The organism is Lentzea miocenica (assembly GCF_033949945.1).
Taxonomy (GTDB): Bacteria; Actinomycetota; Actinomycetes; order Mycobacteriales; family Pseudonocardiaceae; genus Lentzea; species Lentzea miocenica.
Genome location: NZ_JAXAVW010000055.1, coordinates 1 through 24,615, shown reverse-complemented (window position 1 = coordinate 24,615; position 24,615 = coordinate 1). Strand labels below are relative to the sequence as shown.

General features: G+C 70.3%; 19 protein-coding genes. 14 read left to right on the top strand and 5 right to left on the bottom strand.

Annotation, left to right across the window (positions count from 1 at the left end; translation table 11 throughout):
* The first annotated feature begins 59 nt into the window (after positions 1 to 59).
* The 10 genes from SK803_RS43385 to SK803_RS43340 all read left to right on the top strand — a co-directional run bounded on the left by SK803_RS43385 (position 60) and on the right by SK803_RS43340 (position 16,580).
* A complete protein-coding gene (locus SK803_RS43385; RefSeq protein ID WP_319972077.1) occupies positions 60 to 3,002 on the top strand; it encodes an AfsR/SARP family transcriptional regulator in 2,943 nt (980 codons plus the stop codon).
* Between the two features lie 598 nt (positions 3,003 to 3,600).
* Positions 3,601 to 3,981 (top strand): hypothetical protein, encoded by a 381-nt coding sequence (locus tag SK803_RS43380; protein WP_319972076.1) that lies wholly within the window; start codon positions 3,601 to 3,603, stop codon positions 3,979 to 3,981.
* 208 nt (positions 3,982 to 4,189) lie between these two features.
* Positions 4,190 to 5,254, top strand: a complete 1,065-nt coding sequence (locus tag SK803_RS43375) for a cobalamin-independent methionine synthase II family protein (protein ID WP_319972075.1) — start codon at positions 4,190 to 4,192, stop codon at positions 5,252 to 5,254.
* Positions 5,255 to 5,451: 197 nt separating this feature from the next.
* A complete protein-coding gene (locus SK803_RS43370; RefSeq protein WP_319972074.1) occupies positions 5,452 to 6,399 on the top strand; it encodes a DUF1702 family protein in 948 nt (315 codons plus the stop codon).
* 76 nt (positions 6,400 to 6,475) lie between these two features.
* Positions 6,476 to 8,335, top strand: coding sequence for a CRTAC1 family protein (locus tag SK803_RS43365; RefSeq protein WP_319972073.1), 1,860 nt, complete (start codon positions 6,476 to 6,478; stop codon positions 8,333 to 8,335).
* Positions 8,332 to 9,285 (top strand): enediyne biosynthesis protein UnbU, encoded by a 954-nt coding sequence (locus tag SK803_RS43360; protein WP_319972072.1) that lies wholly within the window; start codon positions 8,332 to 8,334, stop codon positions 9,283 to 9,285. Before SK803_RS43365 ends, SK803_RS43360 begins: the two co-directional genes overlap by 4 nt.
* Positions 9,282 to 14,678, top strand: a complete 5,397-nt coding sequence (locus SK803_RS43355) for an SDR family NAD(P)-dependent oxidoreductase (protein ID WP_319972071.1) — start codon at positions 9,282 to 9,284, stop codon at positions 14,676 to 14,678. The genes SK803_RS43360 and SK803_RS43355 overlap by 4 nt, the downstream gene beginning before the upstream one ends.
* Positions 14,679 to 14,680: 2 nt before the next feature.
* A complete protein-coding gene (locus SK803_RS43350; RefSeq protein WP_319972070.1) occupies positions 14,681 to 15,112 on the top strand; it encodes an acyl-CoA thioesterase in 432 nt (143 codons plus the stop codon).
* On the top strand, positions 15,106 to 15,645 hold the full coding sequence (locus SK803_RS43345; RefSeq protein ID WP_319972069.1) for a hypothetical protein: 540 nt from the start codon (positions 15,106 to 15,108) through the stop codon (positions 15,643 to 15,645). The genes SK803_RS43350 and SK803_RS43345 overlap by 7 nt, the downstream gene beginning before the upstream one ends.
* A gap of 17 nt (positions 15,646 to 15,662) precedes the next feature.
* Positions 15,663 to 16,580, top strand: coding sequence for a hypothetical protein (locus tag SK803_RS43340; RefSeq protein ID WP_319972068.1), 918 nt, complete (start codon positions 15,663 to 15,665; stop codon positions 16,578 to 16,580).
* A gap of 4 nt (positions 16,581 to 16,584) precedes the next feature.
* Here the strand turns inward: SK803_RS43340 and SK803_RS43335 are convergent, their stop codons facing one another.
* A complete protein-coding gene (locus tag SK803_RS43335; RefSeq protein WP_319972067.1) occupies positions 16,585 to 16,965 on the bottom strand; it encodes a VOC family protein in 381 nt (126 codons plus the stop codon).
* A gap of 98 nt (positions 16,966 to 17,063) precedes the next feature.
* Here SK803_RS43335 and SK803_RS43330 point away from each other — a divergent pair, with 98 nt between their 5' ends.
* Genes SK803_RS43330 through SK803_RS43315 form a run of 4 tightly spaced genes read left to right on the top strand, consistent with a single transcriptional unit; the run spans position 17,064 to position 20,773 of the window.
* Positions 17,064 to 18,239 (top strand): cytochrome P450, encoded by a 1,176-nt coding sequence (locus SK803_RS43330; RefSeq protein WP_319972066.1) that lies wholly within the window; start codon positions 17,064 to 17,066, stop codon positions 18,237 to 18,239.
* A 22-nt stretch (positions 18,240 to 18,261) separates the two neighbouring features.
* Positions 18,262 to 18,879, top strand: coding sequence for a hypothetical protein (locus SK803_RS43325; protein WP_319972065.1), 618 nt, complete (start codon positions 18,262 to 18,264; stop codon positions 18,877 to 18,879).
* Complete coding sequence (locus tag SK803_RS43320; RefSeq protein ID WP_319972064.1) at positions 18,876 to 20,069, top strand: ABC1 kinase family protein; 1,194 nt, start codon at positions 18,876 to 18,878, stop codon at positions 20,067 to 20,069. Before SK803_RS43325 ends, SK803_RS43320 begins: the two co-directional genes overlap by 4 nt.
* A 53-nt stretch (positions 20,070 to 20,122) precedes the next feature.
* Complete coding sequence (locus SK803_RS43315; RefSeq protein WP_319972063.1) at positions 20,123 to 20,773, top strand: winged helix-turn-helix transcriptional regulator; 651 nt, start codon at positions 20,123 to 20,125, stop codon at positions 20,771 to 20,773.
* 79 nt (positions 20,774 to 20,852) lie between these two features.
* On the opposite strand, the gene SK803_RS43310 is transcribed toward SK803_RS43315, so the two are convergent.
* From SK803_RS43310 to SK803_RS43295, 4 genes are read right to left on the bottom strand one after another with little or no spacing between them, the layout of a single operon-like run.
* Positions 20,853 to 22,457, bottom strand: coding sequence for a DUF6239 family natural product biosynthesis protein (locus tag SK803_RS43310; protein ID WP_319972062.1), 1,605 nt, complete (start codon positions 22,455 to 22,457; stop codon positions 20,853 to 20,855).
* A complete protein-coding gene (locus SK803_RS43305) occupies positions 22,441 to 22,578 on the bottom strand; it encodes a hypothetical protein (RefSeq protein ID WP_319972061.1) in 138 nt (45 codons plus the stop codon). Before SK803_RS43305 ends, SK803_RS43310 begins: the two co-directional genes overlap by 17 nt.
* Complete coding sequence (locus SK803_RS43300; protein WP_319972060.1) at positions 22,562 to 22,699, bottom strand: hypothetical protein; 138 nt, start codon at positions 22,697 to 22,699, stop codon at positions 22,562 to 22,564. The genes SK803_RS43305 and SK803_RS43300 overlap by 17 nt, the downstream gene beginning before the upstream one ends.
* A complete protein-coding gene (locus SK803_RS43295; RefSeq protein WP_319972059.1) occupies positions 22,683 to 24,368 on the bottom strand; it encodes a hypothetical protein in 1,686 nt (561 codons plus the stop codon). The genes SK803_RS43300 and SK803_RS43295 overlap by 17 nt, the downstream gene beginning before the upstream one ends.
* Positions 24,369 to 24,615 lie beyond the last annotated feature (247 nt).

The window sequence follows — 24,615 nt, the reverse complement described above, 5'->3', positions numbered from 1 at the left end:
TGCGGTTCACACGCGGCACACTGCTTGACGGGAGATGCGCCTGGCGAGGGGTGGCGCGGGTGGAGATCGCATTCGGGATTCTCGGCCGTACGCGGCTGCGGACGGCCGCGGGGTTCAGCGCGGACTGGGGGAAGCCGAAAGAACGCGCCGTGCTCGCGGTCCTGTTGTTGCACGCGAACAAGTCGTTGTCCGTGCGAACGATCGCGGAATGGGTGTGGGGCGATGAGCCTCCCGCGAATCCGTACGGGACCCTGCAGACCAACATCACGCGGATTCGCTCCGCGTTGCGGATGCACGGCCTGCCGGGTGTCATCTCCAACGAGGAACGCGCCTACAAACTGGAAGTCGACCGCTCGTTGATCGACTTCTTCGCATTCGACGAGCTGGTGTGGAAAGCGAAGTCCGCGGCGTACCAGCCGACGCCGGACCACGAGAAAGCCTGCGCGTTGTCGGAACAGGCGATCGCGCTGCTGAGCGACGAGCCGCTGGCCGACCTCGACAGCGACCTGGCCCACGACCGGCGCCGGGTGTTCCTGCGCGACCAGTACCTGATGGCCGCCAACGGGTTGCTGTACAGCCTGGGAAGGCTCGACCGCCACGAACAGATGCTGTGCCACCTCAACGAGATCCAGCCCGCGCACGACCTCGACGTGATGCTCGCCCGGCACCGGCTGATCGCCTTGTACGGGCTGCGCAAGCGGGTCGAGGCGGTGCGCTACTACCTCGACGTCCGGCGGCGGATCCGGACCGAGATCGCGGACGGCTCGGAGGAGGAACTGCACCGGTTCCACGAGGAGCTGCGCGTCCAGCACGCGAAACAGCTCGTGCCCGTGCCCGCCGGCCCGACTCCGCAGTACCTGCCGCACGACGCCGACACGTTCGTCGGGCAGCAGGACATGTTGGTACAGCTGAACAATCTGGTTCTCCCGCAGCCGCAGCCCAGGCTCGTCGCGCTGGACGGACCGCCGGGCGTCGGCAAGACGACGCTCGCGGTGCACTGGGCGTGGTCGGTGCGCTCCCGGTTCCCCGACGGCTACTGGTTCGCCGCGCTCGACGGCATGGCGGACGGCCCGCGCGTCGAGGTGGCCCAGGTGGTGAAGGACCTGCTGGCCGCGTTCGGCATCGCGGCCGACTCGATCCCGTCACTGGAAGCCCGCACGGCCAGGCTCCGCGAGTTGCTCGCCAACCGGCGGATGCTGGTGCTGCTGGACAACGTCGCGGACGCCGGCCACGTCCGGCCCCTGCTGCCCGTCCTGTCGAACTGCCTGGTCCTGATCACCAGCCGATCCCGCCTGAGCGAGCTGGCGGTGCACCATCACGGACGATGCCTTGCTGTTGATCCGTTGGGGCACAACGACATCATGACCTGGTTGACGAACAGGATCGGCGATCGCGCCCAGGCGGCACCGGTGGCACGGCTCGCCGAGCTGGCGGACGGCATGCCGCTCGCGATGCAGCTGATCGGCGAGCAGGTCGCGGCGCAGCCCCGGCGTTCGCTCGACGACTTCGTCCGGGTGCTGGTGCGCGACCGGGCGGTGCTGTCGCTGGGCAGCGGCTCGGCCGGCAGCATCCGTGCCGCGTTCGAGCTCTCCTACCAGAGCCTGACCGCCGCACAGGCGCACCTGTTCCGGTTGCTCGGCCTGCACCCGGTGCGCGAGGTCTCGCTCGACATCGTCGCCGCGCTGGCCGGTGCCGACCGTGAGGACGCCCGCGAACTCGTCGACTCGCTGGTGTGGACCAGGCTGGTCGAGGCAACGGACGATGATCGCTACCGACTGCACGATCTCCTGCGGGAGTACGCGGCGGAACGGGCCGAGCAGGACGAGGAACCTGCGGAACGTGCGGCGGCGGTGGGCCGGATGCTCGCCTGGTACACGCGCGCCGTGCACAACGCGGACCGTCATTTGTTCGGCTTTCGCAAAGAAGTACCGGCGCTGCCGATGCCGCCGGGCGTGTGTGAGCGTGACTTCGCCGATGACGACGATGTCGCGCGATGGTGTCTGCAGGAAGAGGCCGCGCTCGTCGCGGTGATCCAGTCCGTGGCTGATCCGGAGCACGCGTGGAGGCTCGCGAACGGGGTCGGCGAGCTGTTCTACCGCTACAGCCGCAACGACGCCCTGCTGGCGGTGATGCGGGCAGGTGCGGCGGCCGCGCGTGCGTGCGGGGATGTCGCCGTGCTGGTCGACACGTTGCTGAACCTCGGCTTCATCCACATGAAGGCGCGTCACGACCACGAGTCGGCTGACCGGTGTTTCCGGGAGGCGCGGGAGATCTTCGGCGACCGCGACGACCCCGAGACGCTCGCGGTGTTGCTGCGCAACGAGGCCGAATGTCTGCGTGGCGCGGAGACCGTGTCGACCGCGATCGCGACTTACCAGCGGGCCCTCGCAATCACCGGCAAAGACGACACCAGGGCGGGGATCCTGCACCGGCTGGGGGAGACCTGCCTGCGCGGCAACCGTTTCGACGAGGCCACGTCCTACCTGTACCAGGCGTTGCATCTGCGGGAACGGCTCGGAGACAGCCGCGGCCAGGGCGACAGCCTCCTGGCGCTGGCCCGGCTGGCGTTCGACCGCGGCCAGCCGCTGAGCGCGTTGAGCCACTGTCACCTCGCCATCGGAATGTTCCAGCAGGCGCGCAGGCCGGTCGGCGAGGCGTCGGTGCTGACGCTGCTCGGCGCGATCACCAGGGACAGCGGGGACCTGGTCGCGGCGAGGCACTACGCGTCCCGCGCGCTGGAGCTGTGCCAGGACACTGATCGCGAGGTCGAAGCGGTCGCGCTGGACCTGCTGGCGCAGATCGACTGGAAGACCGGCGAGCTGGACACCGCGGTGGAGCGCTGGCGGTCGGCCGCGGACGCGTTCCACGATCTCGGCGACCGGCGGGCTGACGGCATCGAGTCCCAGTTGGACGAAATCGCCGACTTCACGCAACCGTCGGTGCCCCAGACGCGTCTTCAATCCGAGACTGCCGAACGGCTGAGCGGTGAAATTCTCCCCTGACTCACCGGGTTGGAATAGCTGAATCACCCTTGTGGGTGTCATTCCGTCCGGTCCCGCGTACACGGAAAGTGGATTGATTCACCCCAAAGTGTCAGCGCGGTGTTGTCAATCCTGCACGCTTGGTCTGGACGGTGTTCCGTCGGGTTGACGGCTGATTGCTGAGCGTGGGGGCCGCTTGGAGGTGGTTCCAAGTGTCCTGAGAGGATCTGGCGTGGGCAGCCAGATCTGGTCTGTCAGACAGACTCCTCAGGAGAGGGCAACATTGTTTAAACGCTCAATGATCGCTGCAATGTTGATGTTCGGCCTACTTGGGGCCGCTGTCGCACTTGCGGCCCCAAGCGGGCAATCCGGCAACTACGCGGCCTCGGAGACCCCGCTCGGCACGGACTCGATGCACTTCGGCCGTATCGCCGTGTAGCGCGACCAGCTGAAGCAACACCTTTCAAGGCCCTGACCTGGACGCACCCAGGTCGGGGCCTTGACCGTACCGCGCAGTAGCTTGCTCGCGGTGGATTTCAGTGCCGGTTGGTTCCGTTGGTGGCGGTGAGTTGGACCACCTGTCGGGAGCCTTCGCCTCTGGTCGGTACAGTTTGATGAAGTGAAGCTGACCGTGCTGACCGTGGTCGTGGCGGCGTGCCTGACGGAGAGGCTGGCGCAGGTGTCCCAGAGATACCTGCTCGGGTTTCCGGACGCGTACGCCCGCGGCGTGTTCGGGTACGTGTTCCCGTGGCTGGCGAACTCGCCGTGGCTGGACCGCTTCTGTGCGCTCGTGATGCTGATCGGGCTTGTCGTGCTGAGGTCCGCGTTCACCGGCCGCGGGCGTCGGTGGTGGACCGCGGCGCTGGTGGTCCAGCTCTGGCACCACTTCGAGTACCTGTTGGTGTTCATCGGAACCGGTCCGAACGGCCCTGGCGGTACGCCCCTCCTCCACAACGCTGCAGCGTTCGCCCTCATGATGATCGCGGTGAGAAATCGTTAGTGGGCATAACGAAATCCTTGCCATGCCGTCTAGAATTCACGACTTCTGCGCCGATCGGGTGCATTGCGGGCACTACGACTTTCGGGTCGAATTGTTCGCTGCTAGCTTGATCGCGGGGAACGAATCATGGGGAACTGTCGGGTCGGTGGCGGCGAAGGCAGTCGGTCTGTCGGCCTGAGTGCGACATTCAAAGCCGAGGGGGATTCGCATGCCCATTCCGACCGAGCCCATTGGAAGTGTGCCCAGGCCGCCTGAACTGCTGTCGGGCCTGGCGGCGTTCGCGGCGGGGGAGATCACTCGCGCCGAGCTGGACGGCCTGGTCGAGCGGGCGACCGCGGACACGATCAGGCGGTTCGAGGATGCGGGATCGACCGTGGTCACCGATGGTGAACAGGCAAAACCGAGCTTCGTCACCTATCCGCTCGACGGCTTCGGGGGGCTGGCGCCGGATGGCCCGGTGATCCCGTTCGCCGACGGGCACACCCGGCAACTGCCGAGGCTCGTGCAGGGGCCATTCCGATATGCGACATTTGCGGACGAATACCTCCGTGCTGCGGTGAAGCACACGGCACGGCCGGTCAAACAGGCGGTCATCGCACCATCCGCATTGAGCCTGCTCTATCCGTCCGAGGAGCTGGGGGACTATCCGCGCGAGGCGTTTCTGAACGATCTCGTCGAGCAGAGCGAGCAGGACATCCGGCGATGCCTGGACGCGGGCGCGGCCAGTGTGCAGCTGGACTTCACCGAGGGCCGGCTGTCGTTGAAACTCGACCCGTCGAAGGGGTTGCTTCAGGATTTCGTCGCGCTGAACAACAGGGTGCTCGACCGCTTCACGGCGGACGAACGAGCCCGGATCGGGGTGCACACCTGCCCCGGCGGCGACTTCGACTCGACGCACAGCCTCGACGTGGACTACGCGGAACTGCTGCCAGGGCTGTTCGAAATGCGGGCGGGCCGATTCTACGTCCAGCTGGCGGGGGAAGCCGACCGCAGGCGCGTGCTGAAGGTCATCTCCGAGCACGCCCGTCCCGACCAGACGATCTTCATCGGGGTGATCGATCCGATCGACCCGAGGGTCGAGTCGGCGCAGGAGGTGCGGGACCGGGTGCTCGAGGCGAGCGAGTACCTCCCGGTCGAGCGGCTCGGTACCTGTGACGACTGCGGGTTTTCGCCGTTCGCGGACGACACGTCGACCTCGCGCGACACCGCGTTCCACAAGGTGGCGGCCCGCGTCGAGGGCACGGCGCTCGCGGCGGACGCGCTGGGGGTCTGACTTCCGGTTGAATCGCGCAAGTCCGAAATGGACGTGCGCGCGGTTCTTTCACGCCTCCGTAAACTATATGAAACGTTAGCGCGAGGCTAGGCCATTAGTGTGAAAGTGCCAGCGTTCATTGGCGTCACCTGCGGGTTCTGGTAGGTATTGAACCGCATTCGCTAATGGTTTTGATATTGAAACCGGGGGTGGGAAGTGTGGAGCGCCATGGCTCGGGCCCGCTGTCGGCCACTCGGCTCACGTCGGGTCTGCGGTTGCCGCTCAGCATGGCCGACTTCTCCCGCCGTGGCTTCCGCACGGACAGTCCGGAGCAACGCGCGATCCTCGAAGGACACGCACGGAACTTCCTCGCGGGGTTCAACCTCGCGGTGAGCCGGTGGCGGGACCCGCACGGCGCGTTGGCCACCATCCCCGACGAGGAACGCGGCTTCGCCTACGAGGGCGCCGGCATGTTCGCCGGTCTGCTCGACCTGGGCACGGCGGGGCGGGCACGGGCGCTGAGCCGGCTGCTCGCGGGACCGGGTGACGGTTACGCGCACCTGGTGCACGTCGGAGCTGGCTGGTTGTTCACCGTGGCAAGGGTTTCCGCTGTCGTGCGCCTGCCTCGCACACCGTTGTTGCGGTGGCTCGCGATCGACGGCTCCGGGTTCGGCGAGGCGTACTTCGGCGGGGTCCGCGCGTTGCTGCGGCGGGCACACCGCACGCCCTCACCTGTCTGGCAGGCAAGGCTCGCGGGCTGCGGCCGGGCGCTGTGGTTCATCGAGTCCGGGCGGCCGGACGGCGTCGCGGACGTCATCGGCCGCACACCGCCGGACGCGCGGCCTCATCTGTGGTGCGGTGCCGGGCTGGCGGCCGCCTACGCGGGGGCCGTCGACGACACCGGCCGGGAGCGGCTGGCGGAGCTGGCCGGCGAACACCGCACGCACCTGCTGCAGGGCGTGGTGTTCGCGGCGGGCGCCAGGGTCCGCGCGGGAATCGTGCCCGCGCACACCCGGTCGGCGTGTGCGCAACTGATCGGCGTGAGTGCGGAAGAAGCGGCCGGGTGGACCGACGAGACGTCGGCCGATCTCACCGCGACCAGCGACGTGCACGCCTATCTCGAGTGGAAAGCGCGGCTGCGCAACAGGATCGCGAGCCGCCTGTGAACTGACCACGCGCGGGGAGGGATTGTTATGGGGGGCGACGATGTCGGTATTCGTGCGTAAGGCAATTTCCGCATCAGTGGTAGTGCTGGTCTGTGCCGCTGTGGGCGTGATGGTCATCCGGCCCGGCCTCGGTGCGCAGGAGGCGGCCTCAACGGCGCAGCGCTACGGATTCACCGCGAGTTCGCTCAACAGGAGTCCACGCGACACCCGCAGCGAGCGGGCCGTCGCACCCGGCCTGCACGACATCCGCGGCTGGATCTCCTCAGTGGGCGCCGCGGTCGCGCTCGCCGATGTGCGCGGTCTCGGCCGCTCGGCGGACTTCTGCCTGGTCGACCCCCGTGACGACGCGGTCACCGTGGCCCCGGTGCCGGACGCGGGCGGCGAGCGGTACCCGCCGGTGGTGCTGCGTGCCGACGGCGTTCGCTTCGACGCCACGATGGCGCCGATGGGATGTGTGCCCGCCGATCTCGACGAGGACGGCGACGTCGACTTCATCGTCCACTACTGGGGCCGCTCTCCCTTGCTCTTCGTCAACACCGCGGGCGTGGGCACGCCGCGCCAGAACGGGTTTCGGGCAAGCGAGCTGATCGAGCCGATGCAGGTGTGGAACTCCGGCACGCTCAACGTGGGTGACATCGACGGTGACGGGCACCTCGACGTCCTCGTGGGCAACTACTTCCCGGACGGCGCACGGGTGCTCGACCCGTCGGCGGGCGACGAGACCAGGATGCAGATGCAGGACTCCATGTCGCTCGGCCGCAACGGCGGCACCAACCGGATCCTGCTCACCCGTCCCACCGGTACACCGGACGCGCTTCCGTCCATGGTGGACGCCAGCGTCGCGCTGTCCCGTGCCGCGGCCGGGTCGTGGACGCTCGCCACCGGGCTGCAGGACCTGACCGGCGACGGACTGCCGGAGATCTACCAGGCCAACGACTTCGGCCCCGACCAGCTGATGGTCAACCGGTCGACGCCGGGTTCGGTGCGGCTGGAGGAGGTCACCGGGGCGCGCGACATGGTCACCCCGAAGTCCGAGGTGCTCGGCCACGACTCCTTCAAGGGCATGGGGGTCACCTTCACCTATCCCACCGGGACCGGGCTGCCCACCATGGTCGTCAGCAACATCACCACCCCGTTCGGGTTGCACGAGAGCAACTTCGCGTTCGTGCCGGACGGCACCCCCGCCGACCTGCTCGACGGCCGCGTCCCGTTCCGGGACCGCAGCGAGGAACTGGGGCTGGCCAGGGCCGGCTGGTGCTGGGACGTCAAGGCGGCGGACTTCGACAACGACGGCGTCGACGAACTGATGCAGGCCAACGGGTTCCTGAAGGGCGAGGTCAACAGGTGGCCGCTGCTGCAGGAGCTCGCGATGGGCAACGACGAACTGCTGCACCACCCGGCCTGGTGGCCGAACTTCGGACCGGGCGACGACCTGTCGGGCAAGGAACCGAACAGGTTCTGGGTCCGCGCCGCCGACGGCCGCTACCACGATCTCGCCGAGCAGGCCGGGATCTCGTTCCCCGACAACACCAGGGGAATCGCGGTCGGTGACGTCAACGGCGACAACCGGGTCGACGTGCTCGTGGCCAACCAGTGGGAGGACTCGGTCCTGCTGCGCAACGACCGCGCCGGCGGACCTGCCGCCGACCTGAGGCTCGTCCGGCCGGGCGCCGCGGGCGGCAAGGACACACCGGCGATCGGGGCGGAGGTCGAGGTCCGGCTCGACGGGCGTCCGCAGAAGGGCCAGCTCTACCCGGCGAACGGCCACACCGGTGTCTCCGCGCACGAGTTGCACTTCGCACTGCCCGGTGGTGGGAGCGCGGCCGCCACCGTCACGTGGCGGGACGGTTCCGGTCAGCACCGCGCGGATCTCCGGATCCGGCCCGGCCACCAGACTGTCCAACTCCGACCCGATGGAACGGCGGTAGTCCGATGACCGCGACCGCGACGCGTGTCGACAGCCCCGACGTCCCCGGCGCGGTGGTCACCGCGCCACCGAAGCCCTCACTGTCGGCCGACGAGCGTCGCGTCAAGGCGCTCACCCGGTTCGCCATCTCGATCAGCGTGTTCAACATCGTCGGCCACCTGCTGCTCGGTTTCGAGCAGGCGCCGATCACCCCGATCGTCGCCGTGCTCACCAGCTACGCGGCCGCGCTGGCCTTCGAGGCGCTCGACGCCTGGGCGACCGGGCGCACCGCGGCGTTCCGCAAGGGCCGGCGGGAGTTCGTGATCTTCCTGCTGCCCGCGCACATCACCGGGCTGGCGTGCGGAATGCTCATGTGGGCCAACGCCTCGCTGTGGCCCTACATCTTCGCGATCGTGCTCGCCAACGGCACGAAGTACCTGGTCCGGTTGCGCGTCAAGGGAAAGCTGCGGCACGTGCTGAACCCGTCGAACGCGGGGATCAGCATCGTGCTCGTCCTGTTCCCGTGGGTCGGCATCGCGCCGCCCTACCACTTCACCAGTTTCACCATCGGCACGCTCGACTGGCTGCTGCCGCTGGGGATCCTGATGGCGGGCACGATGATCAACGCGGGTCTCACCGGCAAGATGCCGCTCATCGCGGCCTGGGTCGCCGGGTTCGCGGGACAGGCCGTCCTGCGGTCGGTGCTGCTCGACCACTCGCTGCTCGCGGCCCTGGTCCCGATGACAGGACTCGCGTTCATCCTCTTCACCAACTACATGATCACCGATCCGGGTACGACGCCGGTGCACTGGCGCAACCAGGTCGTGTTCGGCCTGACCACGGCCGCGGTGTACGGGCTGCTGGTCGTCTCGGGTGTGTCGTTCGGACTGTTCTTCGCACTCGTGATCACGTGCCTGCTGCGGGGGCTGGTGCTGGTCGCGGCGCCGCGGGTGAAGGCGTGGCGGGGATCTGAGTCATGACCGGCGGGACACCGCCGGCGATCGCGATCGTCGGCATCGCCTGTCACTACCCGGACGCCGCGAGCGGTAGTGAGCTCTGGGAGACGGTGCTCGGTCGCAGGCGGGCTTTTCGCCTGCTGCCCGCACAGCGACTCGCCGAGGCCTACCAGGGCACCGGAGCTGACCAGACGTACGTGACGCACGCCGGGCTGCTGCGGGACTGGACCTTCGACCGCGAGCGGTTCGGCGTACCCGGCAGGCTCTTCCGCACCGTGGACCAGACGCACTGGCTGGCATTGCAGACGTGCGGCGAGGCACTGGCCGACGCGGGCTTTCCCGACAGCGCCGGACTGGACCGCGACCGCGTCGGCGTGGTGCTCGGCAACTCGCTGACCGGTGAGTTCTCCCGCGCGTCGCAGCTGCGGCTGCGGTGGCCGTTCATCGGGCACGCGGCCAGAACGGCACTCGCCCGCGCGGACGTGCCGGCCGAGCAGGCGGCGAAAGCGCTGGAGGAACTGGAAAGCCTGATCCGCGCGCCGTTTCCCGAACCCGGTGACGAGTCGCTCGCGGGCGCGTTGTCGAACACGATCGCGGGCAGGGTCTGCAACCACTTCGACTTCCACGGCACCGGGTACACAGTGGACGGTGCCTGCGCGTCGAGTCTGCTGGCGGTGATGACGGCGTGCCGGGCGCTGGGCTCCGGCGAGCTCGACTTCGCCCTCGCCGGTGGCGTCGACCTCAGCCTGGACCCGTTCGAGCTGGTCGGGTTCGCCCGCATGCGCGCACTGGCCGAAGGCGGCGAGATGCGGGTCTACGACGCCGAACCCACCGGTTTCCTGCCGGGGGAGGGCTGCGGTGTCATCGCGTTGATGCGGGCGGAGGACGCGCGTGAGGCGGGCCTGCGCACCTACGCGGTGGTCTCCGGCTGGGGCATGTCGTCGGACGGTTCGGGTGGTCTCACGCGCCCGGAGGAGAGCGGGCAGGCACGGGCCCTGCGCAGGGCGTACGAGATGGCGCGCGTGGACCCGTGCTCGGTCGGGCTCGTCGAGGGTCATGGCACCGGCACACCGGTCGGCGATCGGGTGGAGCTCGCCACGCTGAACCTCGTGCGCGCGGGCGCGCCGCGGCGGGCCGTGCTCGGCTCGGTGAAGGCGAACATCGGGCACACCAAAGCCGCGGCGGGTGCCGCCGGGTTGATCAAGGCGGCGCTCGCCGTGCACCACGGTGTACTCCCTCCCGCGACGGGCTGCCGTGAACCCCACGAGCTGCTCACCGGGCCCGACAGCACGCTGCGCCTGCTCTCCGCGCCGGAACCGTGGCAGTCGCCCGCGCCGGTCGCCGCCGTGTCCTCGATGGGCTTCGGCGGGATCAACGCGCACGTCGTGCTGACCGGTGCAGGTGCGGGGCGGTCGGCGGTGCCGGAGCCGATGCTGAGGTGGGGCAGGCCACTGCCCCGGTACGAGATCGTGCTGCTCACCGGGCCCGATCGCGGCGGCGTCGCCCAGCGGTTGGACGCGCTCGCCGGTACCGCCGCGTCGCTGAGCGCGGCCGAGCTGCACGACCTCGCGGCCACCGAGTACAAGTCCTTCCAGCCCAACGCGGCGGTGCGGTGCGCGCTCGTGGCCGAGACCCCGGAGCACCTCGCCCGCGCCGCGGCGAGAGCGAGCGCCCGGATCAGCGCGTGGTCCGGCGAACTGGTGGTGAACACCGCGGACGGGTTCGTGCTGGGCGGCAGGGGCCGGTGCCGCGTCGGGCTGTTGTTCCCCGGCCAGGCCGCACCTGTCCGCGCCAGGCTCGACGACGGGGTCAGCGCGCCCGATCTGCCCAAGAATCTGCCCGTCGACGACTGCACCGTCTCGACCGAGGTCGCCCAGCCCGCGATCGTCCGGCAGTCACTGGCCGCGCTGGACTGGCTCGCCGGCATCGGCTGCCGCCCGGTGGCGGCGGCGGGACACAGCCTGGGCGAGATCTCCGCACTGGTGTGGGCGGGCGCGCTGACACCGGAGGACGGCCTGCGGCTCGCGGTCGATCGCGGCCGGATCATGGCCGAGCACGGCCGGTCGGGCACCGGGATGGCGAGCATCGGTCTACCGGCGGACGGGGTGGCCGCACTGCTGGCGGGCAGCGGCGTGACGGTGGCCGGCTACAACGCCCCGGACCAGACCACGATCGCCGGCGACATGGGCGAACTGCGGCAGGTGCTCGCCCGCGTGAACGGTGCGCGCGCGACCGAACTCCCGGTGTCGCACGCGTTCCACAGCTCCGCGATGGCGCCTGCCGCCGAACCGCTGGCCGCTGTGCTGCGCGGGACCGCGTTCTCGACGCCGAGACAACGAGTCTTTTCGACCGTGACCGGCAGTCTGCTCGACGGCGCCGACGGTGGCGGCCTGCGCGACCTGCTGGTCCGGCAGCTCACCGCACCGGTGCGGTTCACCGAGGCGATGGTCTCGCTCACGGCGGAGTGCGACCTGCTCGTCGAGGCGGGACCGGGCACCACGCTCGCCTCGCTGGTGCGGGACTTTCCCGTGGTGTCGCTGGACAGCGGCGGTTCCGGTCGCGGCCGCGCCATGACCACCGCCGCGCTCGCCGCCGTGTCGGTGTGCGACCTCGGGCACTGGTTCGGTGACCGCGCCCATCGCGACCTGGTGGCGGGGACACCGATCACCCTGCTCGCCAACCCGTGCGAGGTGGTGGGCGAGGTCGTGGAGACGGCGGAGGACGCCGAGCCGGACGCGGTGGACAGCGACCCGCTCGCCGTGCTGCGCCACCACCTGAGCAGGACGCTGGAGCTGCCGGTCGGCGGCATCCGGCCGGACCGCACGCTGCTCGGCGACCTGCACCTGAACTCGTTGCAGGTCATGCAGATCCTCGCCGAGGTGGCCGCACTGCTCGGCAAACGGGTACCGGTGATGCCGCCGACGCTCGGCGAGGCGACGGTCGCGGACGTCGCCGAACTGCTCGGCGCCCAGCCCTCCGACGACGGTTCCGAACGCGCGGTGCTGGGTGTCCGGCCGTGGACGCGGGCTTTCCGACACACCTGGATCCCCTGGCAGCCGCGACCCGCTCGCCCTGACGTGCTCTGGAAGGTCGACGCCCCGGACGGCCACTGGTTGCACACCGTCGCGGAGTCCACAGTGGACGAGCCGGTCCGCACCGGTCTGGCCGTCTGGATCAACGCCGGCGACCCGGTCACCCGGATCGCCGCGGTCGTGCGGGCGCTCGGTGAGCGCCGGCCGGACGTCGTGCTCGTGCTGCACGACGGGCATCCGGCCGCCGACGCGGTCGCCCGCAGCGCCGAGGCGGAGCTGGGGTGCGTGGCCACCTCGGTGCGCTTGCCCGTGAGAGCCGCGTCCGTCGACCTGGGCCTCGCCGAGGCAGGAGTGCGGCTGCGGGTGCACCCCTCCGGCGACGTCGAGAGGCTGGCCACGTCCGTGCTGCCCGCGGGTGAGCGGGACGAGGTGCCGTTGCGGCCCGGCGACGTCTGCCTGGTGACCGGAGGCTCCGACGGCATCACCGCACGGTGCGCCGAGGCGCTGGCCCTGCGCACCGGATGCCTGCTCGTCCTGCTCGGCCGTTCGGCGGCCGACGCGCCGCGAGTCCGCAAAGGACTGTCCGAAATCGACCCGTCCGTGGTGGCGCACTACGTCCAGTGCGATGTCACCGATCCGCGAGACGTGCGGCGCGCGGTGGAGCTGGCCGGCGCGCACGGACCCGTCCGTGGACTCCTGCACGGCGCCGGTGTCAACGAGCCGCGGCAGCTGGGCGAGGTCGTCACCGAGTCGATGACGGCGACCCTGGCCCCGAAGGTGGACGGGCTGCGCCACCTGCTCGACGAGGTGGGGGACGAGCTCACGCTGCTGGTCGGATTCGGTTCGATCATCGGCCGGTTCGGTCTCACCGGCCAGTCCGAGTACTGCGTGGCCAACGACTGGATGCGGGCGGAGCTGACCGGCTGGGCCGCCCGGCACCCCTCGTGCCGCAGCCGGGTGCTCGAGTGGTCGGTCTGGTCGGGCACTGGCATGGGCGAGCGGATGGGCGTGCTCGGTGCCCTGCGTGATCGCGGGATCGTGCCGATCGAGCCCGCCTCCGGAGTCGAGGCGATGATCGACGTCCTCACCCGGTCGGCCGCGCCGGTCACCCTGCTGATGACCGGGCGGTTCCCGGCGGATCCGAAGGTGTTCGCGGACGCGCCGCCCGCGCCGCCGCTGCGGTTCTCCTCCGACGTGCTGGTCCACGTGCCCGGTGTGGAGACCGTGGTGGAGCCGGTGATCTCCACCGGCGCCGACCTCTACCTCGACGACCACCGCGTCGACGGCGTGCCGGTGTTCCCCGCGGTCGCGGGCCTTGAGGCGATGGCGCAGACCGCCGCGCTGCTGGGCGGGCCACGAGAGCGGTGGAGCTTCGCGGACGTCGACCTGGCCAGCCCGATCGTCGTGGACGGGCACGACAGCCGCGCGCTGCGAGTGGCGGGACTCGCGGGCGACCAGGACGTCGACGTCGTGGTGAGCGACGACGCGGACGGCTACACCACGGCCCGGTTCCGTGCCGTCGTGTGCCCGGCGCCGGCGGAACCCGCCAGGGCTGTCGTCACGACCGGACCACCGCCTGATGAGGGCCCGCATCCCTTCTACGGTCCGCTCTTCTTCCACAGCGGGCGCCTGCGCGGCCTGATCGGCTACGAGCTGCTGACCGCGTTCGAGGTGCGCGCGTGGGTGCGCGGCGGTGACGAGCGGTGGTTCTCGCAGTTCCAGAGCTCGCGGTTGTTGCTGGGCGACCTCGGCGCACACGACGCCACGATCCACGTGCTGCTGGCCTGCCTGCCGCATCGGCGGGCGTTGCCCGTCCACGTCGAGCGGGTCACCGTGTGGCGCAGGCCGGCCGGCGCACTCCTGGTCTCGGCGCGCGAACGCGAGCACAGCGCCGACGAGTACGTGTTCGACGTACGACTGTCCGATGAGGACGGTCTCGCCGTGGCGCAGTGGGACGGGCTGAGACTGCGTGCGATTGGTCCGCGGGTGTGGGAGGACCCGCTGCCGGTGGAGCTGATCGGTCCGCTGCTCGGGCGAAGGCTCGTCGAATGCGGTCTCGCCGGACCGCTCGACGTGACGACCAGCGCGGCCGGCGTGACCGCCGAGGGGCAGGGACTGATCGGGTACGCCTGGGACCGCGTCACGGACGAGGTCTCCGCGGACCGGCTCGCGCTCGCGATAGCCGAGAAGGTGGGAGAGCCCGAGTCGACGGCGGCCACCAGGGTCCGGTGCGCCCGGCGCGCGCTGGGCGACGCGGGCGCGCACACCTTGGCGATCGAGGAGGTCACCGACGACGGACTCGTGGTGCTGGGCACTCCGGACGCGCGGGTGACGACCTACGCCGGACCGCTCGTCATCGCGCTGGCACTGCGACCGGGAGGATGACCATGCGGGCGTACCGCTGGAACCACGTCGTGACGTTCGACGAGACGAACCTGGTCGGCAACGTCTACTTCACGAACTTCCTGCGCTGGCAGGGACACTGCCGCGAGATGTTCCTCGCCGAGTTCGCGCCCGGCGTGCTGGCGGAGATCGGCACCGGTGCTCTCGCGCTCGCGACCGTGGCGTGCGACATGGAGTACTACGCCGAGTGCTTCGCCTTCGACCGCGTCGAGGTCGCGATGACCCTGCGCGAACGCCGGGGCAGCAGGGTGCGGATGGACTTCGACTTCCTGCGTGAGGGCACCCGCGTGGCCAAGGGCAGCCAGACCGTTGCCTGCCTGCGCCGGACAGAGACCGGAACCGAGCCCGTCGACGTTCCACCCGAGCTGGCCGACGCGCTCGCACCGTACGAGATCGGAAGGAGCACGGCGTGGTGAGCACACGGGTCGACGAGTTGAACAGCGAGCGGCACCGGTTCGCGCTGGGGATCTTCATGGCGGTGGTGGTGGCGCACTGGGCCGAACACCTGGCTCAGGCCGTGCAGATCTACGTGCTGGGCATTCCGCGTCCCGCCGCGGGCGGCGTGCTGGGCAGCGTGCTGCCGTGGCTGGTGCACTCCGAGGCGTTGCACTACGGGTACGCGCTGGTGATGCTGATCGGCCTCGTCGCGCTGCGACCGGGATTCGTCGGCCGGGCGCGCACGTGGTGGACGGCGGCGCTGGTGATCCAGGTGTGGCACCACTTCGAGCACCTGCTGCTGCTGGGGCAGGTCGTCGCCGGCGCGAACCTGGCAGGGCGTCCCGTGCCCACCAGCGTGCTGCAGCTCGCGGTGCCCCGCGTCGAGCTGCACCTCTTCTACAACGCGGTCGTGTTCGCGCCGATGGTCGTGGCCATGATCCTGCATCGCAAGCCGTCCGCGGACGAACGTGCTCTCACCCGTTGCCAGTGCGCACGTCCGGTGCTCGTCTGAGATCAGTGGGGGATCAGATGACCGTTCTGGAGAACAAGACAGCCGGACCGCTCGGCACGGGACCTTTTCCGGAGCACAGGAGGAGAGTGGTCGCTCTCTCCGTCCTTTGTGGATTTCTGCTCACCGTGGTGTGGTCGGCTTCGTTCGTCGACAGGGTGATCGGCGACAACGTCGCGAACACGTTGCTCGGTCACGACGCCAAGGCCACGCCCATCACCGGGGTGCTGGCGGGCATCGTGTTCGCGTTCGTCTCCGGGCTCGCGGGTTCCCTGACCGCCTGCAACGTCGCGGTCTTCGGCGCGGTGGGCCCGTTGATCCGCGAGCGGCCCGCCACCGTCCGTGAGACGTTCGCGCCACTCGGCTGGATCGCCGCCGGCATGATCTCGGTGTCGGCCGTCTACGGCGCGGTCGTCGCCGTGGTCGGCACGCGCATGCCGCAGTTCTCCACCGCGGCGTCGACCGGCGGCCTGTCGCCGCGCAACATCCAGTCGATGATCGCGTTCGGCGTCGTCGGGCTCGGGTTCCTGTGGCTGGGCCTGATCGCGCTCGGCCTGCTGCGCAACCCGATGGCCCGCCATCCCCGTGTTCCGCTCGTGCTGATGGGTGCCCTGATCGGCGGACTGCTCGTCGGCAGGCCGTTCGCGTTGTTCCGCGTGCTGTTCCGAGACTCGGCGGAAAGCCACGACATCGCCTACAGCGTCGCGGCGTTCGTCCTGCAGTCGGTCGGCAACATCGTGGTGATGGCGCTGCTGTTCCTGGTGCTGGTGCACGGAACCAGGGGACGGTTGCAACGCTGGTTCGCCGCGAAGCCCGCACGGCTGTCGCTCGTCACCGGTGCCGGTCTGCTCATCGCCGGCACGTTCACCTTGCTGTACTGGGACGTCCGCGTGCTCGCACGGGCCGGCGTCCTGTGGTACCCGATGATCGGCTGGTGACCGGTCACCGGTCGGACCAGAGTCCCACGTGGTTGCCGTCGGGGTCGCGCACGATCGCGCAGTACCCGTGGCTGCCACCGATGTTCATCCGCGGCCGGTGGAGCGATCCACCGGCCGCCAGCGCGCGCCCGACCGCGGCGTCGATGTCGTCGGTGAACAGGTAGAGGATGCTCGACTCCCGTCCCACGTCGTTCGGTGAGCCGCTGCGGGCGAGACCGCCGCCCGCCGGTTCACCGGAGGCGGTGGTGATCACGAGGTAGTCGCCCAGGCTGTCGTCCGCGTCGCCGAGCGGGCTGAACGTCCAGCCGAACAGCGCGTGGTAGAACTCCGCCGCCTTCTCCGTGTCACCGACGTGGATCTCGAACCAAGCGAGCTTGCCGGTCATGGGTCCTCCGCGTGGGGCGCCGGTGTGATGCCGCTTGAAATGGTATAGCTTTTTCAAGTAACCTGCGTCAAGCTGTGCTCCGACTCCTGGAGACCGTGATGACACAGGTCGACGTTCCCACCGCCGGGTTCGACCCGTCCCACGTGGACGTGCGGCGCGATCCCTATCCCCACTACCACTGGTTGCTGCGCAACGATCCGGTGCACCGGGGCGCCAACGGGATCTGGTTCGTGACCCGGTACGCCGACGTGCGGGCCGTGCTCGGCGACGAGCGGTTCGCACGGGCGGGCATCCGGGACTTCTGGGCGTCGATCGTCGGCACAGGACCGCTGAGCGGCATTCTCACCAGCACGGTGCTGTTCCAGGACGAACCCGAGCACACCCGGTTGCGGTCGCTCATCGCGGGCGCGTTCGGGCCACGCGCGGTGCGCGACCTGGAGCAGCGGATCGACAGCATCGTGGCGGACCTGCTGACACCCGCCCTCGCCCGCGGCCGGATGGACGTGATCGACGACTTCGCCTACCCGCTGGCGTTGACCGTGATCTCCTCGATCCTCGGTCTGCCGCAAGAAGATCTCGCGCGGATCCGGGCCTGGTCGCTCGCGATCGGCCCGACGCTCGACCTCGTCGCGTCACCGGAGGAGATCGCACTCGGGCAGACCGCGATGGCCGAGATCACCGAGTACCTGACCGGCCGCACCGATGGCCTGCTCGGCGAGCTCGCCCCGGTGCTGTCCCACGAGGAGATCGTCAGCATGGGCGTCACGCTGATCTTCGCGGGCCACGAGACGGTCACCAACCAGATCGGCAACGGGGTGCTCGCGCTGGTGCGCGAGCCCGGTCAGCTGGCGCTGCTGCGGGAACGTCCCGGACTTCTGCCTGGTGCCGTCGAGGAAGTGCTGCGGTACGACTCTGCGGTCCAGGCCAACAGCAGGCAGCTGACGGACGACGTCGAACTCGGCGGCAGGACGCTGCGGCGAGGCGAGTTCGCCGTGGCGGTGCTCGGCGCCGCCAACCGGGATCCCGCGCAGTTCGCCGACCCCGACCGGTTCGACGTCACCAGAACCGGCGTCCGGCCGATGTCGTTCGGCAGCGGGATCCGGCACTGCGTCGGCGCCGTGCTGGCGCGCATCGAGCTCCTGGCCGCGTTGCGCGCGCTGGTGCGGCTGCCCGGCCTGGAGCTCGCCTGCTCGCCGGACGACCTCGTGTACCACCGCAGCACCATGTTCCGCGGTGTGCTCTCGCTTCCGGTCACCTTCACCGCGGGCACCTGACCGGCACCGAAGGGAGTGCACCATGACCGCAGAAGCCGTACGGGCGCGGCCCGACCGCTCGGATCCGCTGATCGTGCCGAACAGCCAGCACCACGTCGGTCTGAGCATCCGGGGCGAGCTCACCGTGCTGTTCTCCGACGGCGAGTCGCTGAGCTGTGCCGACGTGCAGGGGCTGAGCGCCGTGCGCAGCTCGCAGGAGATCACCACGCTGCCGGACGGCCGGCCGCGCATCGTCGTGACGCGCCTGATGACCCACTTCCACTCCAACGAGACCGGTCTGCTCATCCAGCAGAACCCGAGCAGGCCCAACGTCGGCACGCTGACCGGCCTGAAGCCCGGCGGCGCGGAGGCCCTCCTTCCCGCGGACGTCGAGTTCCAGCAGTACCTGATCCTCAGCCTGCGCGGCAGGCTCTACGTCAACCTCGACCCGCTGGTCATGACGGCCACCGCGATCACCACGTTCCCGCCGGTCGGCACGACGTTCCTGTCGCAGACGCCCACCACGTTCTACGACGTCGAAGACCTCGACGGCGGCATCGGCGCCCAGACGGCGGGCACCGCGAAGCCCAGGCTCGCGCTGGCGTCGGCGACGCAGTGCGGCAGCCACGTCACCCACGAGATCGACATGCCCGACCGGTGACGGCGGGTGCGGTCCTCCGCGCCCTGCGGATCATCGCGGTGCTGGCGGGCGCGGTGCTGAGGCTCGCGCTGACCCGCAGCCGGGCGGACACGATCGCGTCCACGATGCCCAGGCTCGGCCCGACGTTCCTCAAAGCCGCCCAGCTGCTGAGCACGAGGGTCGACCTGCTGCCCGCGGCCGTGTGCCGCGGGCTTGCCCACGTCCACGACGACCTGCCACCGATCCCGGTCGCCGCGGTGCTGCCCAGGCTGCCGCGCGCGTTGCTGGACAGCGTCGACGGGGACATCGTGCCCGCCGCCGCGGGCAGCATCGCGTGCGTCTACCGCGCGAAGCTCGTTGACGGGCGGGTCGTGGCGATCAAGGTGCGTCGTCCCGGCGTGGCCGTGGTGATCGCCCGCGATCTCGTGCTGGTCACCGCTCTCGCGCGGCTCGCGGAGCGGTTCCGGCTGCTGGGCGGCATGCCGGTGGTCGCGGTCGTCGCGGAACTCGGCGCGGCGATCCGGCAGCAGCTCGACTTCGTCGCCGAGGTCGTCGCGCTGCGTGCTCTTCGCACCAACCTCGGCGCGATGCCGGACGTGTGCGTGCCGGAAGTGTTCGGCGAGCACTGCACCGCCGACGTGATCGTCATGGAGCACCTGCCGCTGCCGCGCGGCCGCACGGGTGGCGACGCCGCGCGGCAGGCGACCGTCGCCGCACTCCGCGCGGTCTACCAAATGCTGTTCCTGGACGGCTTCGTGCACTGCGACCTGCATCCGGGCAACCTGTACGCGCTGCCCGACGGCCGGGCCGTGATCGTCGACGCAGGCTTCTGCCGCCGCCTCACCGACTCCGCGCGGCACGCGTTCGCCACGTTCTTCTACCGGATGAGCCGGGGCGACGGCGCGGCCTGCGCCGACGTCGTGCTGGCAACGGCCCGCGCGAGTGCGTCCGCCGACCCGGAAGGCTTCCGCGCCAGGATGATCCGGCTGATCGACGGTGGCACCAGGGGAGCGGTCGGCGAGTTCGAGCTCGTGCCGTTCGCCGTCGAGCTGTTCGCGATGCAGCGCGAGCACGGCTTCTCCGCCGACCCGGAGTTCGTCTTCCCCGTGCTGTCCCTGATCGTTCTCGAGGGCACCCTGCGGCAGACCTGTCCCGAGGTGGACTTCCAGCTGGAGGCCCTGCCGTTCGTGCTGCGGGGGCTGATGACCTGACCGGTTGTTATCCTTGCGCGCAGTTATCGGACGTGGTGCGGCGAGGGGTGACGGTGGTCGGCAAACGGGACTACGGCCAGTTCTGCGGGCTGGCTGCCGGGCTCAACGTCATCGGCGAACGGTGGACGCTGCTGATAGTCCGGGAAATGCTGATCAGTCCCGTCCGGTTCAACGAGCTGATCGACAACCTGCCGGGCATCGGCCCGAACCTGCTGTCGGACCGCCTGCGATCGCTGACCGAACATGGAGTGATCGAGCACGTACCGGTCCCCGGCGACGGCAGGGGCAAGCTGTACCAGCTGACCGAGGCCGGCCGCGAGCTGCGCGCGCCGCTGCTCCAACTCGCGCGCTGGGGCATGTCGTTCCTCGGTGAGAACGACAGCGACGGCGTCGTGCGCGCCGAATGGGGATTCCTCGCCGTGCAGGCGATGATCAACGAGGACGCGATCCCCGACGTCGACGAGGTCTACGAGTTCCGCGTAGGCGACCACACGTTCGCCGTCGAGGTGAAGAGCGGGCAGGTCGCCTTCACGCGGGGCGGTTCAGCCGATCCCGACCTCGTCATCACCAGCGATCCCGACACGTTCGTGCGCATCGGCGCCAGGCTCACCACCCCGTTCGCGGCGATCGCCACGGGCGACGTCAAGATCGAGGGCGACGTCGAGGCCATCCACCGGTGCACGCACATGCTGGGCCTCACCTGATCCGCACCGGCCGGCCGCGAGCGCGGCGAGGTAGGTCGTTTCGTCGTGAGTCCGCGCCATCGATACCTCCTCCGTGGTTTCACTCGCCGCCCAGCGGTCCGCTGATCGGCGTGACGGTGCCGCCCGGCAGCCAGGAGACCCCGTGGTGGTGCGGCTGGCCTGCCGGCGCCGACAACGTGCTGGCGGCGTGCAGCCGGAACTCCGTGCCCGCGGTGCCGCCGCCGGCCGCGAGCCAGGCTCGGTAGCCGGCTGAGCTGGGTGCCTCGTCCGGTGCGGCGGCGGCCAGCGCGGTGAGGTAGCGCAGGGACGACTCGCCGGACGGTGGGAAGGCCAGTGGGATGACCTGGCCGGCGGGCGGCGTGAGCAGGGCCGGGGTGAGCAGCCAGGGTGCCAGGTAGGTCCCCTGTGCGCGCAGGGTTCCCCGTGCGACGGCGTCGATGATGGTGGCGGCTTGCGCCCAGCCGGCCACGACCACGACCGGGCTGGCGGGGTTGGCCGGGCTGGCGGGGTCGGCTGGGCTGGCGGGGTCGGCTGGGCTGGCGGAGTCGGCAGGGCTCGTGGGGTCGGCAGGGCTGGTTGGTTCGGCTGGGCTGGCGGGTTCGGCCAGGCTGGTGACCTGGATGCCGCGAGCGCCGGCCTCGGCCCGGACCACCCGCTCTGCGGCCGTCGAGCGGGCCGAACCGTCGCCGGCGAGCGTGATCACCTGATGGTTGCGGCCGCCGAGAAACCCGACCACACCGCGCAACGCGATCGCGTCCTGTTCGGACAGTGCGTCCGCGGGACACGTGGCGATGGTCTGCGCGGCCAGGTGGGCGCCGATCATCGCGCCGGCGCACTCGGGGCCGTCGGACCCGGTGAGGTCCGGCGCGGGCGCGGCGGAACCGGTGTCGACCTGGACCTCGGTTCCGCCCAGCGACAACGAGGAACGGCCCTCCGGCAGCTGCACCACCGCCCAGCCGCCGGTGGTGCCGGGCCGCGCCGTCGCGGTGACGTGCCCCGGCTCGACCACGACGCCGGGCCGCGCGACGTGCACGAGGTTGGGCCCCGGCCGGTGCGGCACGACCAGTCCCGCGCCGGCCAGCACGGGGACACCAGGTTTCGGACCGGCCGATCCGGCCGTGATCGTCGCCTGGGCCACGCCGCCGGTCAACGCGACCGCGAGCACCGCAGCCGACACCTTCAGCAGCCGGCTTTCGCTGCGGCACAACGGATACCAGGCGAGCGCGACCAGGGCGCACGCGATCGTCGTCTGCAACAGCGCCTCGAGACGATCAGGTGTGATCGGTGCCAACCAGGACTGCTGGAAGCCCACGAGTGCGACGAACGCGCCGATCGAGAAGATCCACGGCGCGACCGCCTCCGCCAGCCTGCCCACCGGACGCACCAGTGCCAGCGGGACGAGCACGGACCCGGCCGCGAGCGCGGCCAGCAACCACGGACTGATGCCGCCGGGCAGCCGAAACGCCTGCCACAGCACGGTTCCCGCGGTGATCGTGGCCACCGCGCCCGCTGTCGCCCGTCCCGGCCGGGGGAGGAACGGGCGCAGCAGCGCGAACCCCGCGGCGACGGGGAAGAGCACCAGCACCACCGCCGCGAGCCCGCCGGACGACGCGGACTGTGGGCCGGGGTGGCCGTGCGCACCGGAGTCCGTGAGGAATGCGGCGGCGTCAGCGAAGGCGGGCATTGGCCACCTCGCGCTGCATCAGCACCGTCGCGAGCCCGTCGGCCGGTGTGGCCTGAGGGCTGGGCTGGTCGTGCGCACCCAGACCCGTGGCGAACTCGGCCACGTCAGCGAAGATCGGCATCGGTCACCTCGCACAGCATCAGCGTCGTCGCCGCGAGCCAGTCGGCCGGTGTGGCCTGCGAGCCTGGGTGGTCGTGCGCACCCAGGCCCGCGGCGACTGCCGCGTCAGTGAAGGTCGGCATCGGCCACCGCGAAGAGCACGCCGTGCGGCCGGGCGCCGCCGCGCTCGCCGTGTGGCCAGCGGGTTCGGTCGAAGTCGATGCAGCCGCGGCCGCCGAGGTCGTCGCGGAACGACGGGTCCGGGGTGAGCTCGCCCTTCGGGCTGACGTTGGTCATGCACACCTTGTGGTCGCCGTCGAATCCGGTGGGGGCGACGAAGTAGTTGCTGGTGGCGATCCGGGAGATCCTGGTGGTCTCGCGGAAGTGGCCGTCGCGGCCTCGGGTGAAGTTGTCCATCGCCGCCCAGTGCGGGCCGCCACTCGTGCTGTCGGCCATCGGCTCTGCGTCGGCGAGTCGTGGGCAGTCGGCCTCGCGGCCGCCGCCGGTGACCTCTGCGGGCTCGTCGATCGAGCACTGTGGTGCGGCGCCGGACGCTAGCAGCGCCTTGATGTCTAGGACGTACAACATGCCTGTTTCGGCGGCGCCGGGTGGTGAGTTCCAGCCGCCCTTCATGACCACGTGGTAGAGGAAGCGGTCGTCCGGGCTCACCGCCAGCCACGCGCCCGCGTCGGATCCGCTGGTCGGCGTGTTCTGCGGGAAGAGGGACTTGAAGGCGGTGCCGTCGTCGAACACCTCGCGCCACACGGGCTGGGCGGCGGTGATGTCCGGGGTGTAGTAGACGGCGCCGTTCATGGTCGACGCGAACGCTCCCCGGTGGCGTGCCTGGTTCGTGAGCGCGACCTCCATGACCGCGAACGGCTCGTCGGAACGCGCGTCCGGTTCGGGGCGCGGTCCGTCCGGCAGGTGGGTCACCGACGTCAGGCGTGGCGCGGAGCGGTCGGAGATGTCGAAGAAACGCACTGTGTCGCGGGCGATCAGGCCGTCCGGCGGTGGTGATCCGGTCAGCAGGTTGCGGGCCTCGAACACGTCCGCGGACACCATTCGGCCGAGGTCCTCGCGCACTCCGATGCCGTGCGGGTTCGCGCACGTCGGCTGCGGCAGCGCCGGGACGTTGTGGCACGTGGCGGCTTCCGGGGTCGGCAGTGCGGCGGGAATCTCCCTGAGCACCCGGCCCTGCGCGTCGATGTGCACCACCTCGCCCGGTGAGCCGGCGAAACCGTTGCCGTCGCGGACTTCGCCGTTGGTGTAGCGGCACGGTCCGGCCACGTCGGGGCCGCCCATGTACGAGACGTACGCGGTGCCGTCCTTCAGCACGGAGAAGGCGTCCGGCGCCGAGCCGCACGGGGTGTCGGCGGCGAGGGTGATGCCGGACAGCGTCACCACTGGCAGCTTGGCGACGTCGAAGACGTAGACGATGTCGGAGAACAACCCGCCCGCGTAGACCTTGTCTCCCTTGTGCCACGTGTACTGCATGTGGTGCGGCTCGTTGGCGAAGGTCTGGTCGAGCGTCACGGTGTTGACGACCTTGCCGTAGGACGGCGATCCCTTCGTGGCGCCGACGACGGCGAGGAAGTCGGGATCCGGCCCGTTCTCGCCCGGTGCGGCGTCGCCCGCCCACACCAGCAGCCACTCGCCGCGGTCGCCGTGGCGGGCGGCCTCGGTGAGGTGGTTGGTGATGGTGTGCGTCGTGCCGTCGCTGGCACGTGCCTCGGATCGCACGGTGTGCACGGACGACGGCGTTCCCCCGTGTTCGGCCGCCGCCACACCGATGCCCGGGACGAGCAGCGCCACCGCGAGCAGGCTCGCTCTGCGCCGTCTGAGGATCTTCGCTGACCACGATGCCGACATGACGAACCCCCTGCGTGTCGGACCCTCCCTGAGTGCGCCAGACGATAGCTACTTGAAAATGAAGTGTAAAGACCGAGCGGCAAGATCCGCCCAGCTAGCGGTACCCGTCGGGCGGTCGACCCGGCGGCCACGCTCGCTATAGAATTCAGTAGTCAGATGCGACAGGGCCTGCGTAGCGGAGGAGCGGCTG